We start from the raw sequence: 14,641 nt of genomic DNA on the forward strand, positions 1-14,641 counted from the left end.
TCACCCCCGAAAGCGCGAACGGCGCCTCACGAGAGATGCTCTCCGAGCTGGTCTCTCGCCATGGCCAGGTCGGTGACATGGTCTCAACCATGGCACACTCCCCTGCAGTGCTGGGAGGCTACTTGCAGCTCAGCCGGGCCATGAAGCGGGCCAAGCTCGACCGCGGGATCAGCGAACGGCTCTCGATCGCGATCCAGGTCCATCAGGGCTGTGAATTGTGTCTGGAGTCCCACATCAACGCGGCCCGCGCACTGGGCATCGACGAAGCGGAAATCGAACGCTCCCGCGCCGGCACCTCTGATGATCCGGCGGTCGCTGCGATTATCGCCCTGGCCCTGCAGATCTACCGTGAACCGACAAGCATCACCGACGAGCAAGTATCCGCATTGCGGGAACACTGCTACAGCGATCGCGAGATCGCCGACATCGTTGGCATCGTCACCCTCAACATCCTCACCGGCGCCTTCAACCTATTGGCCGGACTCACCCCATAAACCAACCACGCTTCGTAGGGACGCACGAACCTCAGATTCCAGGGATAGCCCCAGGGCCGAGGCGGTGCCCCGCACTGCGGAGCAAGAAAAGGAAGCCATGAGACTGCTTGCAAACCGCGATTATCGCCATTTGCTCAGCGCCCAGGTCATCGCCCTCTTCGGCACCGGACTGACAACCATCGCCCTTGGACTCTTCGCCTACGAACTCGCGGGTCCGCGCGCCAGCGTGGTGCTGGGCACCGCATTGACCATCAAGATGGTCATGTACGTGTTCATCGCCCCGCTCGCCGCAGCCTACGTCGACAAGCTACCGCGCCGGATGTTCCTGGTCCTGCTGGACGTGGTGCGCGCCGGTGTGGTTCTTGCCCTGCCGTTCATCACCGAAGTCTGGCACGTCTACGTCCTGATCGGGCTGCTTCAGGCCGCCTCTGCGGCGTTCACACCCACCTTCCAGGCAGTGATCCCCGACATCGTGACCGACAAGGAAGACTACACCCGGGCATTATCCGCCTCCCAGGTCGCCTACACCATGGAAAGCCTGCTCAGCCCGGTGTTGGCAGCCATCGCCCTGTCCTTCATGACGTTCAACTGGCTGTTCGTGGGCACCTCGATAGGCTTTGTCATCTCCGCGGCCTTCGTGATGTCCACCCGCATCCCCAACGCCCAACCCAGCGCCCACGCCAATGCCTGGGATCGGGCCTCGGCGGGGATCAAGCGGTTCGCCAGGACGCCACGGTTGCGCGGGGTCATGGCGCTGAACATGGTGGTCGCGGCCGCCGGATCGATAGTGATCGTCAACACCGTCAACTACGTCAGGGACAACCTGGGCGGATCGCAGGCCGATGTCGCCTGGATGCTCGCCGCCTCCGGCTGCGGAACCCTGCTCGTGGCCCTGGTGCTCCCACGGATCCTGAAGCGGACCAACGACCGCACCGTCATGATGGCCGGGGCTTCGGTCTTGGTGCTCGGCACGTTGGCCGCTGTCACGATGACCGCAACGGGACTGCTCACGATGACCGCAACGGCCATCGTCTGGGTCGTGATCGGCAGCGGCATGGCGCTGGTTGTCACCCCGACGGGACGAGTGTTGCGCGGCTCGGTCGAACCGAACGGGATCCCCGAGGTCTTTGCCGCCCAGTTCTCGCTCTCGCACCTCGCCTGGCTGATCACCTACCCCATCGCCGGATGGCTCGGCACCATGGCAGGATTCACCCTCACCTGGTCCATCCTCGCCGCCCTGGCCGCGGCAGGCACCATAGCGGCACTGTCCCTGTGGCCGCGCCACGCCGAAGTCGAAGACGTACCAGTGGTTGCAGAACCAGAGCGCTCCGCTTCCCAGCAGGAGGCAGACATGAGGATCGGAGCTGGTGCAAACGCCACCATCGTAAACGCCCCAGCGGCAAACACCTCGGTTGCCGGCGGCCCCGCAGCACTTGAGAACTCAGCACAACGATCCGCGGCAGGCCGTGAGGCCGGCGTCGCGGAGGGCACCTTGTCCGCGTGCCAGTGCGCCATGATGCGAACAAACTAAACGAATCAACGGCTGACTAGCCGACAGGAGGGGGCGTCTCCAACCACGGTTGACCTGGACACGGCCACCTCAGGGGCGCCCACGGCCCCGACCTCCAATCCGTAGGTGTGAGGGGCCGCGCTTCTGGCATACGACTTCGCTCCAACGAAATGAACTGCCAACGGTCGACCGCAACAGTATGCCGAACGGTCTTAGCGTCGGATATTTCACTTTTTCACAAGCCACCCCATGTCGTGGCCGGCGACGGCATCCCACACGTCCAGTGCGATCGGCTTGTGCTCATCTCGTCCCCACCACAGGGCCCGGCCCACAATGCTACCGTCATCGTCGAGAGCAACCTGCGACCAGCGAGGTTGCAGGCGACCGGAGGCGATCTCAGTCTGTATCTGTTCGGGTGTCATACCAATCCCGGGTGTGGTGGGCATGTGAGCGGCCTGCTGAAGAAGCTCTGCGGTGGGTGTTTCGATCCTCATTCCACACATTGTTGCATAATTCTAAAGGAGTATTCAGATGTTGGTTGCCCCGCACAAGCAATTCCCTCCGCCAGATTCTGCGCTGTCGCGGGATCAAGGCAGTGATCCCCGAACCTCGCGACCAGCAGCAACACCGCCGCGACCGTGGTTCACGCGGCGGCCGACCCGTCGGCCTCGACACGGAGGCCTACCGCGGCCGCAACGTCATCGAGCGTGGCTACAGCGACGTGAAGCAATGGCGCGGCCTGGCCACTCGCTACGACAAACTCGGCCTGGCCTACCGAGCCGGAGCCGTCCTCCTCGCGATCAGCCAGTGGCTCAACCACCTCGTTTGACGAGGTTTCGGGATATCGCTCCCAGACCTACGCACTCGTCCGTTCCGGGGAGCTGCGCTCGATCCAAGTCGGCGGCCGTGGGCAGTTGCGTGCCGAGCACCCCGAGCTTGAGGCGTCCATCCAGCGCTGCGGCGAGGAGACTGCGCAGCTCGTCGCGCGCAAGGAGGAGGCGACCCCATGAGGTCGACCCCTCCCGTACTCGCCGGCGGTGCAGGCCGGCCCGCAGTCCGACCGGCCACCTCGGGTGAGCAGCCAGCGTCTCCGCCAGACCCGGTAGAACTTGCGCACCGCTGACTGTAAGCATATACTTACACATGACATCGTTCGATTACGATTCGGAGGGATAATGGACGCAGCACGGCTCGCTCAGATACTCAGTGCTCTCGGAAGTGAGCCTCGGTTGCGAATTATCGCCTCCCTAGAGACGGAGTCGACCCATGTCAGTGAGCTGGCCCGCCGACTCGGGATGTCTCGGCCACTGCTCTACCAGCACCTCAACCGCTTGGAAGCTGCTCGACTCATCGAGAGTAGCCTGGAACAGCTCGGAGAGAGCCGAGTGAGGAAGCACTACTGGGTCGCTCCGTTTCAGCTTGAAATAACTCCAGACCACATTGTGCACCTAATTAATCAAGAAAAGGAAAGGGAATCTTCGTGACACTTACCGCTACCCTATTTGTTATCATCCTCGCCGTCGCACTACCACTCGCGATCTTCGTTGCTCTTACTGTCTGGGTGGTACGCACCGTCACCAGCGCACGACGCGAAACGGCAACGGCGATCGATGGTTCGAACCAACTCATCGTGGAGCACCTACGCAACATCACCGAGCGGTTGGATCGGATTGAGGCCCAACTCAGCGAGGTCCCCGAGTAATCAGGCCCTCCAGAGAGCCGGTGACCGCCACGCCCCTCTTCATGACGCTGGAGGGCGTGCAGACCATCATGTCCATTGGCCGCTCCCAGCCCTACGCACTCGTCCGCTCCGGTGACCTGTGAGCGATCCAGGCCGGCGGCCGCGGACTTTGGTGCGTCGAGTGCCCCGGGCTCGAGGCAGCCAAGCTCATTCAGGCCGGTGAGCCAGCAACACAAGTCGCCAAAGACATAGGCATGTCTCGTGCGACGCTCTATCGACGGATCAAAAAACTTCCCTAATTAACATTACTCAGTAAGGGTTACAGCTCTCCCTGCCCTTGCTGACCGTTCTACAGCGTGGGCAACTCGTCGGAGCAATAGACTACGCTGAGCAGAAAGGTCGCTCAGGCGTTGACGGCGACGTGCCTATCGAAGCTCTCTGCCGTAGTGTCGAGGATGCCGGATTCGACGTCGTGGGCGTGGCAGAGCACGAGTGCTTAGATCTCGTCCCCGCTCACGCACGATTCGTTCGATGAGGGCGGCCGGCGCTGAATCGTCGGACATATCGCAGGGATAATCGCCCGTATCGAGGTCACTAGTGACGACTTCCCAGCCGTCTGCCAAGAGTCGCGGAACGATCCCAGCTGCAATACTGTTGAGTCGCGCGGCTCCGGTCACAGGGGCGAGAGGCATTTTTCTACACTAGCGCCGCTCATTCGCAGGTATCTGCAGCCGCTCAAATTGGACGTTTGTGATGTGTTTATTTCAATGGTGTCCAGCCCACGGGCAACGGACCGTCGAGCTTCGCGCGTTGACGGTCGGCATGCTCCGACCAACCCTGTCCGCCGTCGGCGATCTTACTCAGAGACACCGCTCCGCGAGCAACACGAAATCCGACATCGTCCACGATGGCATCGGGTGCATTCCCTCGACGGACACCCACCCGGCAACTCCATCGAGGGTCTGCCCAACCGCCACCTTTCAGGACTCTGTAGTCGCCGTACCGCGCAGGGTCGAGACGGTCCCAGCACCACTCCCAGACATTGCCGAGCGTGTCGAAGAGTCCGTATGCATTAGCGTCTTTGCCTGCAGAAGGCTGCGGGCCGGTCGTACCGTCCTCTTCTGTCCAAGCGATCTGGTCGAGGGGACCGTGTCGGGGCCCTGTAGAACCGCCCAAACTACCGTGAACCCATTCGGCTTCGGTAGGCAGTCGATACCCTTCGGCCCGTGGATTCCACTGAACAGTGTCACCGCCGATGAGGTAGGCGGGCTGCAACCCCTCGTGTTCGGATGCACTATTGCACCAGGTGACGGCCTCTCGCCACTTCACGCCAGCCGCGGGTAAAGAGCAATCGCCGGGAGTGGTTTCCGTGAACCGTCCCGCCGTAAGGTCGGTCGTGCTAACAGTGACTGTGCTCAACCAGAATGAAATGAGGGCGACGTGCCTCTCGGTGCCGCGTCGAGCGTCTGTGAGACGAACCAGCCCAGGAGGGATACGAGAGAACTGCATGCAATGAGTGTATGCCAAGCCTTCATGCGATTCGACGCTTTCCTAGGACGGCGGTCAGCTATGTCATTAAGCGTTCGGAAAACCGCGACATTTACCGCCGCCAGTTACACCCGCCTTTAGGCAGGGATTAGCTTGTATCAAAAGTCTGTATCAAAACCTGGCTGTAATCAAAACTGCCTAAAATCGTTTTTGATACAACCATGGTCACCATATAGTACACATATTCTATGTCCGATAGAACACATGTACTATCATGTGACTATGCACGCTCACCTCATCGCCAAACTCGATAGCACCGCTTCACTGATGCTCCAAGCCCCAGAAACCCGCTTGCCCGCAGGCTTCCCCTCCCCAGCCCAAGACTACTCAGCCGTCGATATAGATTTGAACGACATCCTCTTCCACGACCGCGCGGCAACCTAAATCTTCCGCGTCACTGGCTCATCCATGATTGACGCCGGAATAGCCGATGGAGATGAAATCATCGTGGACCGCTCGATCACTCCGAAAGAAGGTTCGGTAGTAGTCGCTGCAATCGATGGCGAATTCACCATCAAGCGCTTCCGTATCGACCGCAACGGCCAAGGCTGGCTGTTACCCGAAAATAATGCTTACCCACCTATTCCTATCCCCAAAGAATCAGATTTCACGATTTTCGGGGTAGTCACCCGATGCCTACACCGTGTCTAACCTGATATTCCACATTGACATTAACAGCTGCTACGTTGCCTGTGAGCGGATTCTTGACCCTTCCCTAGAGGGTAAGCCGGTAGTGGTGCTTTCTAATAATGACGGTTGCGTTATTGCTTTATCCTCTGAGGCTAAAGCCCTGGGCTATAGGATGGGCGACCCCTGGTTCAAGGTTGAGCTACGCGCGGCCGCACAAGGGGTTATTGCCCGTTCATCTAACTATGAGCTCTATGGGGACATTTCAAACCGGGTCATGAAACCGTCGACTGTTGTGCGAAATGCAACTCGCAATCATTCTTTGACTCGGCAATAAGCGATCATTCTCATTTGCGAGGGCAGTTTTACCCAGTGTAGTTCAAGTCTTCTCGGTCGGCTATTGACCGTTGATGCATGCGCCCTTACATTGTTGTATGTGGTGCAACATTCAGATGATTTAATGCGGACTCTTCGCGCCGTGTCGGACTCGTCCAATGTGGCGTTTGTGACGCCGGAAGCGACGGTGTTTGAGGCCATGCTTGGTGGTTGGGAAAGCCAACAGCGCAGTCGGGGGCTGCGTTCCACGACTATTGCGACTCGGCGGCGTCTGATCCTGCGGTTGCAGGAGTTTTCTGGGAGGATGCCGTGGGAGTGGAATGCTCAAGATGTCGAAGAGTTTATTTCGGGGCCAGATCAACGGCTCAAGTCGCTTTCAACTATGCGGCACAATCACAATGCTATTAAGACGTTCTGTGCGTATTTGATTGATCCGAATTATGACTGGGTGGAGATTTGTGAAAACCAGTTTGGTAGCCACCCGGTACAGGTTTGTCTGCCCTGGAATACGGTGGCACATAAGGCTCAATATGAGGGGTCTGGAAAACGTCGTCCTCTGTCCTTCGACGAGGTTGAAACCCTATTTGACACGGCCGATGCCAAAGTCGAAGAACTCGCTGCGTCAGGGAAGAAGGGCGCGCTGGCCGCGCTTCGAGACTCTCAGATATTCAAAACAGCTTATGCTTTTGGGCTACGACGAAATGAGTTAGCCCAGTTGGATCTTGCGGATCTGCACTACAATCCCGAAGCTAAACAGTGGGGACGTTATGCGGCTTTGCATGTGCGATGGGGCAAGGCCGCCGGCGGCGGTGCACCTCGACGTCGTACTGTTTTGCTCGTGCCAGAATTCGATTGGTGGGTACCGGGTATGCGGCAGTGGGTTGAACAAGGCCGTGATCGGTTTGATCCAGGAGAACTCGATGCTATTTGGGTTACCGAGCGACGGACTCGCATCTCTGGGGGTTATCTTGATCGCCGATTTGCCGAGCTTCGTGCCGAAGCTGGGTTGCCGGAAGAGCTGACGTTGCACAGTCTGAGGCATTCGTATGTCACGCATTTGATTGAACATGGGTATGCTGACCGCTTCGTGCAGGAACAAGTGGGGCACCAGCACTCGTCTACCACCTCGATTTATACCTCCGTGAGTGGAGATTTCAAGAATAGAATTTTGGCCCAGGCGCTGCGAAAAATTACCGAGGAGGAGGGGTAGGAATGATTGAGCTGCATACTACGTGGAACCTTCGAGCCATTATGGCTTCGAAAGGGCTATTCCAAACGACTGATCTTCGCCCTTTATTGGCCGAGCGAGGCGTTGAGCTGTCGCGGGAGCAAGTGTATCGGTTGGTCACAACGCCACCTCGCCGCATTAGTCTGGAGGTGTTGTCTGCGCTGTGTGATGCGCTGGAGTGTTCTAAGGATGAGTTGATCGTGACGGAGCGGCGTGAAGTCGAAGCGCCGAAGACTGCTGTGGCTGAAGGTAGTAAAGCGCCTATTGGTGATCTGCGTCCGGTGCGGGCCAGGATCAGACGGCCTAAGTACTAACGAAAGCTCCTTATGGATACAGTGACACAAGACATTGTCTTGATTCTGGAGCCTTATGTCCCAGAAATTGCGCCGAGTGTTCTGGCCGCCATGATCGATTCTATTGCGCCGGTCCATCGGACGCGTCGGAGGCTGTTCATCGCGATCAGTAAACGGCCCGGGATTCTGACTGGTGAGGACCCGAACGTGCCCGTGACGGTTCAAGCCTTGACCGCTGCTCTCAGGGAGGCTGGGGCCGTGGCGATTGTGGTGCCGGGATGTGAGAGTTGTGGCCGAAAGATGCAGTTGCCGCATCGAGCTCCTCAAGGAGGTCGCCACTGTTCTCGATGCGAGAAAAATTATCGAGCGAGACCATGTGTTGGCTGCGGGCAACGGCGACCCATCCATAAAAACCTTGATGGACAGTACTTTTGCAGACCGTGTTGGAGGCTCGATCCACGCTCCTTTGGCGTATGCCATCGCTGTCAGGAGACAACCTCTGTTAAGAATGCTTTAGACGGAACGTTGGTCTGCAATCGCTGCTATGAGCGTCCCAAGGCTGATTGTTTCGGCTGTCAACGTCTTCAACCCATAGCCCTACACCTGCAAGGGAAGACGATCTGTCCCAATTGCTACTACGGGATGCGTTATCCTCGGCCTTGCCCAGGCTGTGGTGAACAGAAATTCCTCACCCACATTGTAAACGACCAACTGTGCTGTGCTTCGTGCGCAGGTCAACCCGAAGTTTTAGCATGTCCGGGATGCGGTTCAGTGAAGAACGTGCGCAAGTTCCACCTGTGCATCGAATGCCACCGCCCTGAAACAATCCGAACGATGCTGGCAGATGCCGACGGGGCTGTGCGGCCTGAGCTTCGACCGTTAGAAAAGTATTTATTGGAAGGGCCTGCGCGAGCTGACTCCCTCATGGGGTGGCAATACACCAACCGTGTCAGTGCTGCGGTGCTGCGAGAATTAGCCACCGGGCAGTTGCCCCTAGAATTCGAGGCAATCTTTACCCGATGCGGAGGAAAACAAGGGGCAACGTTCTTACTGAGCCTGCTCGTGACCTCCGGCGTGCTCCCAGACATCGATGTCAATGAGGAACGATACTACCTCTGGTTGACCTCGTGGCTCTCGGAACAGACCAACTCGACTCATCGGTTGTTGCTGCGCCGATACGCGCAATGGGGGCTCTCGACCAAACCCTGGGCAGGGTACGCGATACGACCTACCGATCCCAATAACCGGTTTCACCGGCTCCGATCTCGACTACAGACCTGTGCTGAATACCTTCAATTCGTCGAGGAGCAGGGATATACGACCTTGACCTTGCCCCAACGCGTGCTCGACGCCTACGTTGCTGGCTCAGCGAACCGGCATGATCACATAAGCCACTTCACGCGATGGCTTAAAGACAATGGACTTGCTACAGCTGTCTCATCATATCGTCCAAAAAGAGAACCCGTAAGTTCGATGCCTCCGGATGAACGCTGGGATCTAGCGCGCTGGTTGCTCCGAGATCAAACCCTAGAACCGCAAGACCGTGTCGCAGGACTATTTGTGTTGTTATACGGACAACCACTGACTCGTATTGTCGCCATTCCACGTACTGCGGTGCATTTCAGCAAGCAAGGCGTTTCCGTCACCCTCGCCGATGATCCTATTGAGCTGCCTGAACAACTCGGGCATGCTGTCACGCTGTTGTACCAGAACCCACCCAGAACTCACCGGGATATAAATGACACATGGATATTCCCCGGAAGGTGGCCAGGTAGACACCTCACCGCAGGGGCCTTAGGAAGCCGGTTGAATCGATTGGGTATTCCGGTCAATCGTTCTCGTTCGGCCGCACTCCTGGAACTTGCCGCTGAAATACCTGTGCCACTCTTATCGGATCTGCTCGGTATCTCCACCGTCTCAGCTGCAGCCTGGGCAACAGCAGCAAACCGCGACTGGTCAACATATCCTGCACTACGCACGAAGGCTTGCCCGGCAAGATATCCGCCACGGAACTGATACAATCCAGGGTATGGCAGGTTCCTCTGCGGCTGCAGCCGCCGTGACGAAGATGCTCCGCTAGCGGCGGAGCACGTAGTCCTTTAATCTTTAGATGCTTCGCCGCTCTACGGCCAGTCCGGAGCGGCGCTTAGTGCTGCCCGGAGTTCTTCTGAACGATGGAGCACGACTTGGTTCCCACTAATCTTTCTTCTCAATCTAAAACCACGGCGGTGCGGGCTTGGGTGACGCTCGCCTGTCTTTCCATGTTGCAATTCTTGATCGCGGTAGATGTGACCGTAGTGAACGTTGCCCTTCCGTCCATCGGTGCCGAGTTCGGTGCCAATGCTAGACAACTGACATGGGTTGTCGTCGGGTACACGATCACCGGTGGCGGTCTATTAATGCTTGGCGGCCGGCTCGGGGACCTACTCGGGCAGCGCCGGTTGTTAATGATCGGCACAACTGTGTTCGGCCTCGCTTCACTGCTGGCGGGACTTGCCCCTACGTATCCTATTCTTGTAACCGCGAGGCTGCTTCAAGGGGCAGGCGAAGCAATGGCTTTGCCAGCCGCAATGGCTGTGATTGTTCTCTTGTTCCCCGAAGGTCGTGGACGATCACGCGCGCTGAGCGTGTGGGCGGCAGTTGCTAGCTGCGGGCTTGTGCTTGGCTTCATTCTCTCCGGAGTCATCACTGAGTTTTTAGGGTGGCGCTGGATCTTCCTTGTATCGGTACCCTTTATCGTGTTCGTCCTCATCGCTTCGGGCATTCTCATCCCGGCAGACCAGCCAAGAAGGCGTATGAAACTCGACCTTCCTGGTTCGGTCCTGTTGACAGCTGCGCCACTTCTGTTGGTATTCGGGATCGTCGAAGCAGGAGAGACTGACGGAATCCCCCGTTGGGCGGCCGTGGTCGTGCTAGTTGCAGCTGTGATAGCCGCCTATATGTTTGTTGTCGTTGAACGACGGGCCACGAATCCGCTGATACCCCTGGAGTTCTTCCGCAACCGAACGCGAGTGGGGGCCAATCTTGCGACTGCTCTGCTCAGCGGTGCTTTGTCCACATCGTTTTTGCTGTTCACTTTCTACCTACAGAACCGGCTGGGGCTCAGTCCGTTGACCACAGGACTGACGCTGGTGCCACTAGCGATCTCGCTTGTTGCTGCCGCAACCTTGGTACCTCGATTCCTCGGACGATGGGGCGCGCGATTTTGCGCCGTGACCGGCATCGGGTTTACGGCTCTCGGGATGGTGGCTATCGCCATCGTCACCTACGTAGAGGCTGCGGCTATTGCGATGATTCCAGCTATGGTTCTTATCGCCGTAGGGATGGGTTTTGGGCTAGTCGGACTTCAGTACGCGGCTGTTACTGGAGTGACCGAATCGGATGCCGGTACAGCTTCTGGAGTCCAGCGGGCGGCAGATCAGCTCGGCGGGTCAGCAGGCATCACCCTCTACATCGGTCTCGGCTTTTCTGGAGCTTCTTTCGGAATAGACCCATTTCTGCTCAGTAGTGCGTTTGCCATCATCGGGTTAATCGGGGCAGGACTGATAGCCATGCGGATATCCATGCCGCGTCATGGTGCTGAGGAATACGCCTAGCAACGAAACCATCCGAGTCAGCCCCGTGAAAAATGCTGGGCGCATCGTGAAACCGTCTTCTCCGTCTTGGCACAGCGCAGTGATAGGCCCACGACGCGCCCAGCAGGGTATATCCTGCTGGGCGCAATCAGCACAAGCCAATAGTGAACAAATCGATATTCGCCATTACCAGTAGTGTGCTGCAAGAACAGGCAGCCGATTTTGAACAATACTCCATTGACGAGGCATTCTTAACCGCCCCGGTATCAATTACCGAAGCCAAGGTCCTAGCCCGCAACCTCAAGAATCAGCTGGCCCGCAGGGTAGGAGTTCCGGTTTGTGTTGGAGTTGCCACCTCTAAGACCCTGGCCAAGCTAGCTAATAAGACGGCTAAAAAAGTACCTGCACTAGGTGGGGTCTGTGTTTGGGATGCTTTGCCGAAGGAGCGCCGGGAAGCTCTTTTTGCTACCCTGCCTGCCGCCGAAACTTGGGGAGTCGGAGCGCGTACTACCTTTAAGTTAGAGAAAATGGGCATCAGAACCATAGGGGACTTGGCAGCAGCGCCCCCACATATCATTCGCAAGAAATTCAGTGTGGTTCTCATGCGAACCGTGCTAGAACTCAACGGGGTGAGTGCTATTCCCTTGGAGCAGGAGCGTGTTTTCAAAGAGCAGCTGATTTACTCGCGGGCGTTCTCAATGCCCGTTGAGACCCGGCAGCAGATGCAGCAGGTTCTTAGTATCTATGCCCAAAGAGCAGCGGGGCGACTGAGTAGGGGTGAGCAGTTAGCAGGACTGCTGACTGCTTTTTGTGGCACCAGTCCTTTTTCTTCGGGGCAGTCCCATTATCCTGCGGTTCACATCAAGCTGCCGGGTAAGACCGCAGATCCGATGATTCTGACCCGTGCTGCTGTGCAGCTTCTGGAGAAGGTTGATTTTGGGTCTGTGTCTTATGTGCGGGCTGGGGTGATGCTCTCTGATTTGGTGCCTGCCGGGGTGCATATTCCTCTGGAGGGTCTGGGGTATGTGCATGAGCGACGAGATATTGCGGGGTTATTGAGCCAGGTTCAGGAGAAGTGTGGGGCTGGTTCTTTGGGGTTGGGGTTAGCTGGGTTTGCGGCTCCGGCTAATTGGGAGATGCGCCGGGATATGCTGTCACCGCGAGGGACTACGCACTGGGGGGAGTTAGTAAGGGTTAGCATATAAATACCCATCATTTGGACATTACTTATATTTTTTTTCCAGATATCTGTAACGTACTGAACATGTTGAATTTATTGAAAGCACACTTACTAACTGGCACCAACACACATTATGCCACCCTCACAAACAGCGGAGTACACTAGTCTTTAATAACAGCGAAGGGCGGCAGTCCGACACCAAGCCGCACACAAGGTGATCAAACATGGTGAATCAACTAAAAGATTTAGCTACATCCCTTCCTGGCGGAGTGTACTCACTCCTGGCAGCAATAGTCTCACTCCTCGGCGCAGTCTTGCTTCAAAACAAAAAAGTCAAGGCACTCCAGGAGGTGGCAGAAAAAAATATAAGCATACTTAATGAACTGCCTGAGGGGTTCAAGGCTCGCGATATTTACGAACAAATCACAGTCATCGATGCCGAAAAAATCATAAATGAAAGCACGAAAAAGAAGGACTGGAATTCGATTTCAATCGGAATAGTTCTCTTGGTGGCAACCTATTTCATAGGACTGCTAGCCATCAGCCTCATCCATGCTGGGGGCTGGGGAATTGTAGGGGCAGTATTAGCGTTCATACTAGCCGGATTCACTGCAATTCTAGGCTCAGTAGGTCTCTTCCAGGGAGTCACAGGCACCGGTCAACAGAAGCGCTCAAAGTCTTGATCACTTGCCGTTGCCGTTCGCTCACTAATTACTGACAGCTCACCTAAATATGACACGCATACTCCTATTAGCAACCATATAGCCATATATATACATATACGGTGGTATGGTTAGATGTATCGCCATACCGAAAGGTGAACCATGATTGTCACTATTGCCACCACCAAAGGCGGCGCAGCGAAGACCACAACAGCAATGCTTTTAGCGGAAGCTGCCGGACGGGCAGGACATAGCACCCTTGTTATTGACGCCGACCCCCAGGGATCTGCGACCCAGTGGAAGGAAGTAGCTGAAGAAAACGGTGAGCCTATCCGCCGTTATACCGTTACGCCTGTTAATCGCGTGATGCTTTCACGAGTTATTTCTAAAGCAACTGAAGAATGGGTGTTCATTGATACCCCACCGGGTGATCCTGCGGTTATCAATGAGGCTATTGAGCTTGCAGATTTTGTTATTGTTCCTTCTCCCGTTGCCCCCGAAGACTTCAACCGCGCGGTACGAACCTTAGGAACGACCGGAGACACCCCCGCAGCCCTATTTTTGTGCCATTGGGATAAACGGGCAACCAAGACCTATGAAGCAATCAAAGAGGCTATTGAAGACCAGGACTTACCGGTTTTTGATTCAGAAGTGCCCAACAAGCAACAGGTGCAAAACTTTTGGTTTGCAGATACACACACCGGAGACTTAGGTGGGTATCAAGACCTATTCACAGAACTTTCGCAGACGCTTAAAGCACTCAATCCATAAACCCATATATCCGCAAATCTGGTTATATGGATAACCATATATACGGCTATCCATACGACAATATATACAGCTTTATGTTAAGGAGATTTACCTAATCATGAACAACTTAGCGAAGAAAATTTCTACAGCAACAGCGCAGAAAAAGAATGAGGGAGAAGCTGCACACACAGAAACAGTGTTCCGAAAAGCCCCCTCAACGACTCGAAAATTTACCTTCAACATCGAAGAGGGGACCTATCAGCAGCTACGTAAACAAGCTTTTGAACAAGAACGCGACATGACCGCGATCATAAACGAAATCCTAGAGAAGAATCTTCTATGACGTAGCTTGGCTCTAAGTAAGGCAGCTAAGGGGCGTATCTGCTATAGGTACGCCCCTTAGCTGTACTCTCAGGCTGCACAGTGGCCCCCAGGAGCGTTTCTATAGGCATAGAAAGGAACTTTTTACCAACTTCAAAACCAAGTCCTTAGAAAGTCATTTCAGGACTATAGGCGAGGTTTGCTACGTATTTCTTAATGTGCCTATCAATCTGTAGCTATTCCTTTGCCCCTGATTTAGCTGCTCACGGATTCTTGGGCAAGCGAACCCCGTTGCCTCTGTCGCGCTCTGCGCGTCAAAGAGGCTACGAGTGTTCGCGCGGCAGCTGGTCAAGCGGGCGCTTGCGCCGGGGGTTTGGGGGCGGCGCTAGCCCCCATGAAGGAACTTATCCACAGAAAAGTTATCCCCAGCTTTGAA

General features: G+C 56.2%; 17 protein-coding genes and 2 pseudogenes. 17 read left to right on the forward strand and 2 right to left on the reverse strand.

Annotated elements, in window-relative coordinates; translation table 11 throughout:
* Positions 1-89: 89 nt before the first annotated feature.
* Together ABD982_RS08970 and ABD982_RS08975 are read left to right on the forward strand one after the other, a co-directional pair.
* On the forward strand, positions 90-494 hold the full coding sequence (locus ABD982_RS08970) for a carboxymuconolactone decarboxylase family protein (protein ID WP_345446619.1): 405 nt from the start codon (positions 90-92) through the stop codon (positions 492-494).
* Between the two features lie 97 nt (positions 495-591).
* Entirely contained in the window at positions 592-2,025 is a 1,434-nt protein-coding gene (locus ABD982_RS08975) for an MFS transporter (RefSeq protein WP_345446622.1), read from the forward strand.
* Between the two features lie 206 nt (positions 2,026-2,231).
* On the opposite strand, the gene ABD982_RS08980 is transcribed toward ABD982_RS08975, so the two are convergent.
* Positions 2,232-2,498: a hypothetical protein gene (locus ABD982_RS08980; RefSeq protein WP_345446625.1), complete on the reverse strand. Its 267-nt coding sequence runs from the start codon at positions 2,496-2,498 to the stop codon at positions 2,232-2,234.
* 68 nt (positions 2,499-2,566) lie between these two features.
* Here ABD982_RS08980 and ABD982_RS08985 point away from each other — a divergent pair.
* From ABD982_RS08985 to ABD982_RS09005, 4 genes and pseudogenes are all read left to right on the forward strand, one after another.
* A pseudogene (locus tag ABD982_RS08985) lies at positions 2,567-2,833 on the forward strand (IS5/IS1182 family transposase); the annotation flags it as partial.
* A 346-nt stretch (positions 2,834-3,179) separates the two neighbouring features.
* Positions 3,180-3,488 (forward strand): ArsR/SmtB family transcription factor, encoded by a 309-nt coding sequence (locus ABD982_RS08995; protein WP_345446628.1) that lies wholly within the window; start codon positions 3,180-3,182, stop codon positions 3,486-3,488.
* Positions 3,485-3,706 carry a hypothetical protein gene (locus ABD982_RS09000; protein WP_345446631.1) on the forward strand — a complete coding sequence of 74 codons (222 nt, stop codon included), beginning with the start codon at positions 3,485-3,487 and terminating at the stop codon, positions 3,704-3,706. Before ABD982_RS08995 ends, ABD982_RS09000 begins: the two co-directional genes overlap by 4 nt.
* Before the next feature lie 125 nt (positions 3,707-3,831).
* Complete coding sequence (locus ABD982_RS09005) at positions 3,832-3,984, forward strand: helix-turn-helix domain-containing protein (RefSeq protein ID WP_409349939.1); 153 nt, start codon at positions 3,832-3,834, stop codon at positions 3,982-3,984.
* Between the two features lie 460 nt (positions 3,985-4,444).
* On the opposite strand, the gene ABD982_RS09010 is transcribed toward ABD982_RS09005, so the two are convergent.
* Entirely contained in the window at positions 4,445-5,194 is a 750-nt protein-coding gene (locus tag ABD982_RS09010) for a formylglycine-generating enzyme family protein (protein WP_345446831.1), read from the reverse strand.
* A gap of 255 nt (positions 5,195-5,449) precedes the next feature.
* On the opposite strand from ABD982_RS09010, the gene ABD982_RS09015 reads away from it, so the two are divergent.
* From ABD982_RS09015 to ABD982_RS09065, 11 genes and pseudogenes are all read left to right on the forward strand, one after another.
* Positions 5,450-5,617 (forward strand): S24/S26 family peptidase, encoded by a 168-nt coding sequence (locus ABD982_RS09015; RefSeq protein ID WP_345446634.1) that lies wholly within the window; start codon positions 5,450-5,452, stop codon positions 5,615-5,617.
* A gap of 24 nt (positions 5,618-5,641) precedes the next feature.
* Positions 5,642-5,884: a LexA family protein gene (locus tag ABD982_RS09020; protein WP_425570040.1), complete on the forward strand. Its 243-nt coding sequence runs from the start codon at positions 5,642-5,644 to the stop codon at positions 5,882-5,884.
* Positions 5,877-6,143, forward strand: a pseudogene (locus ABD982_RS09025) (Y-family DNA polymerase); the annotation flags it as partial. The gene ABD982_RS09020 and the pseudogene ABD982_RS09025, both read left to right, overlap by 8 nt.
* A 117-nt stretch (positions 6,144-6,260) precedes the next feature.
* Positions 6,261-7,406, forward strand: coding sequence for a tyrosine-type recombinase/integrase (locus tag ABD982_RS09030; protein ID WP_239464103.1), 1,146 nt, complete (start codon positions 6,261-6,263; stop codon positions 7,404-7,406).
* 2 nt (positions 7,407-7,408) lie between these two features.
* Positions 7,409-7,738, forward strand: a complete 330-nt coding sequence (locus ABD982_RS09035; RefSeq protein ID WP_047118356.1) for a helix-turn-helix domain-containing protein — start codon at positions 7,409-7,411, stop codon at positions 7,736-7,738.
* 873 nt (positions 7,739-8,611) lie between these two features.
* Entirely contained in the window at positions 8,612-9,733 is a 1,122-nt protein-coding gene (locus tag ABD982_RS09040; RefSeq protein WP_345446645.1) for a hypothetical protein, read from the forward strand.
* 245 nt (positions 9,734-9,978) lie between these two features.
* Positions 9,979-11,313: an MFS transporter gene (locus ABD982_RS09045; protein WP_345446837.1), complete on the forward strand. Its 1,335-nt coding sequence runs from the start codon at positions 9,979-9,981 to the stop codon at positions 11,311-11,313.
* Positions 11,314-11,456: 143 nt separating this feature from the next.
* Positions 11,457-12,497: a DinB/UmuC family translesion DNA polymerase gene (locus tag ABD982_RS09050; RefSeq protein WP_345446648.1), complete on the forward strand. Its 1,041-nt coding sequence runs from the start codon at positions 11,457-11,459 to the stop codon at positions 12,495-12,497.
* 199 nt (positions 12,498-12,696) lie between these two features.
* The gene (locus ABD982_RS09055) at positions 12,697-13,155 is read left to right on the forward strand and encodes a hypothetical protein (RefSeq protein ID WP_345446651.1); all 459 of its coding nucleotides are present in this window, start codon (positions 12,697-12,699) and stop codon (positions 13,153-13,155) included.
* A 141-nt stretch (positions 13,156-13,296) separates the two neighbouring features.
* Positions 13,297-13,905: a nucleotide-binding protein gene (locus ABD982_RS09060; protein WP_345446654.1), complete on the forward strand. Its 609-nt coding sequence runs from the start codon at positions 13,297-13,299 to the stop codon at positions 13,903-13,905.
* A 97-nt stretch (positions 13,906-14,002) separates the two neighbouring features.
* Positions 14,003-14,227 carry a hypothetical protein gene (locus ABD982_RS09065; RefSeq protein WP_345446656.1) on the forward strand — a complete coding sequence of 75 codons (225 nt, stop codon included), beginning with the start codon at positions 14,003-14,005 and terminating at the stop codon, positions 14,225-14,227.
* Positions 14,228-14,641 lie beyond the last annotated feature (414 nt).

The sequence above is a fragment of the Rothia endophytica genome (genome assembly GCF_039543885.1).
In the GTDB taxonomy this organism is placed as follows: domain Bacteria; phylum Actinomycetota; class Actinomycetes; order Actinomycetales; family Micrococcaceae; genus Rothia; species Rothia endophytica.

Excerpts from the sequence above, each read along its gene's own strand:
- ABD982_RS08975 (WP_345446622.1), top strand. The coding sequence starts at position 592 with ATGAGACTGCTTGCAAACCGCGATTATCGCCATTTGCTCAGCGCCCAG.
- ABD982_RS08995 (WP_345446628.1), top strand. The coding sequence starts at position 3,180 with ATGGACGCAGCACGGCTCGCTCAGATACTCAGTGCTCTCGGAAGTGAG.
- ABD982_RS09055 (WP_345446651.1), top strand. The coding sequence starts at position 12,697 with ATGGTGAATCAACTAAAAGATTTAGCTACATCCCTTCCTGGCGGAGTG.
- ABD982_RS09060 (WP_345446654.1), top strand. The coding sequence starts at position 13,297 with ATGATTGTCACTATTGCCACCACCAAAGGCGGCGCAGCGAAGACCACA.
- ABD982_RS09065 (WP_345446656.1), top strand. The coding sequence starts at position 14,003 with ATGAACAACTTAGCGAAGAAAATTTCTACAGCAACAGCGCAGAAAAAG.
- ABD982_RS09045 (WP_345446837.1), top strand. The coding sequence starts at position 9,979 with ATGTTGCAATTCTTGATCGCGGTAGATGTGACCGTAGTGAACGTTGCC.
- ABD982_RS08980 (WP_345446625.1), bottom strand. The coding sequence starts at position 2,498 with ATGAGGATCGAAACACCCACCGCAGAGCTTCTTCAGCAGGCCGCTCAC.
- ABD982_RS09010 (WP_345446831.1), bottom strand. The coding sequence starts at position 5,194 with ATGCAGTTCTCTCGTATCCCTCCTGGGCTGGTTCGTCTCACAGACGCT.
- ABD982_RS09020 (WP_425570040.1), top strand. The coding sequence starts at position 5,642 with ATGATTGACGCCGGAATAGCCGATGGAGATGAAATCATCGTGGACCGC.
- ABD982_RS09035 (WP_047118356.1), top strand. The coding sequence starts at position 7,409 with ATGATTGAGCTGCATACTACGTGGAACCTTCGAGCCATTATGGCTTCG.
- ABD982_RS08970 (WP_345446619.1), top strand. The coding sequence starts at position 90 with ATGGCACACTCCCCTGCAGTGCTGGGAGGCTACTTGCAGCTCAGCCGG.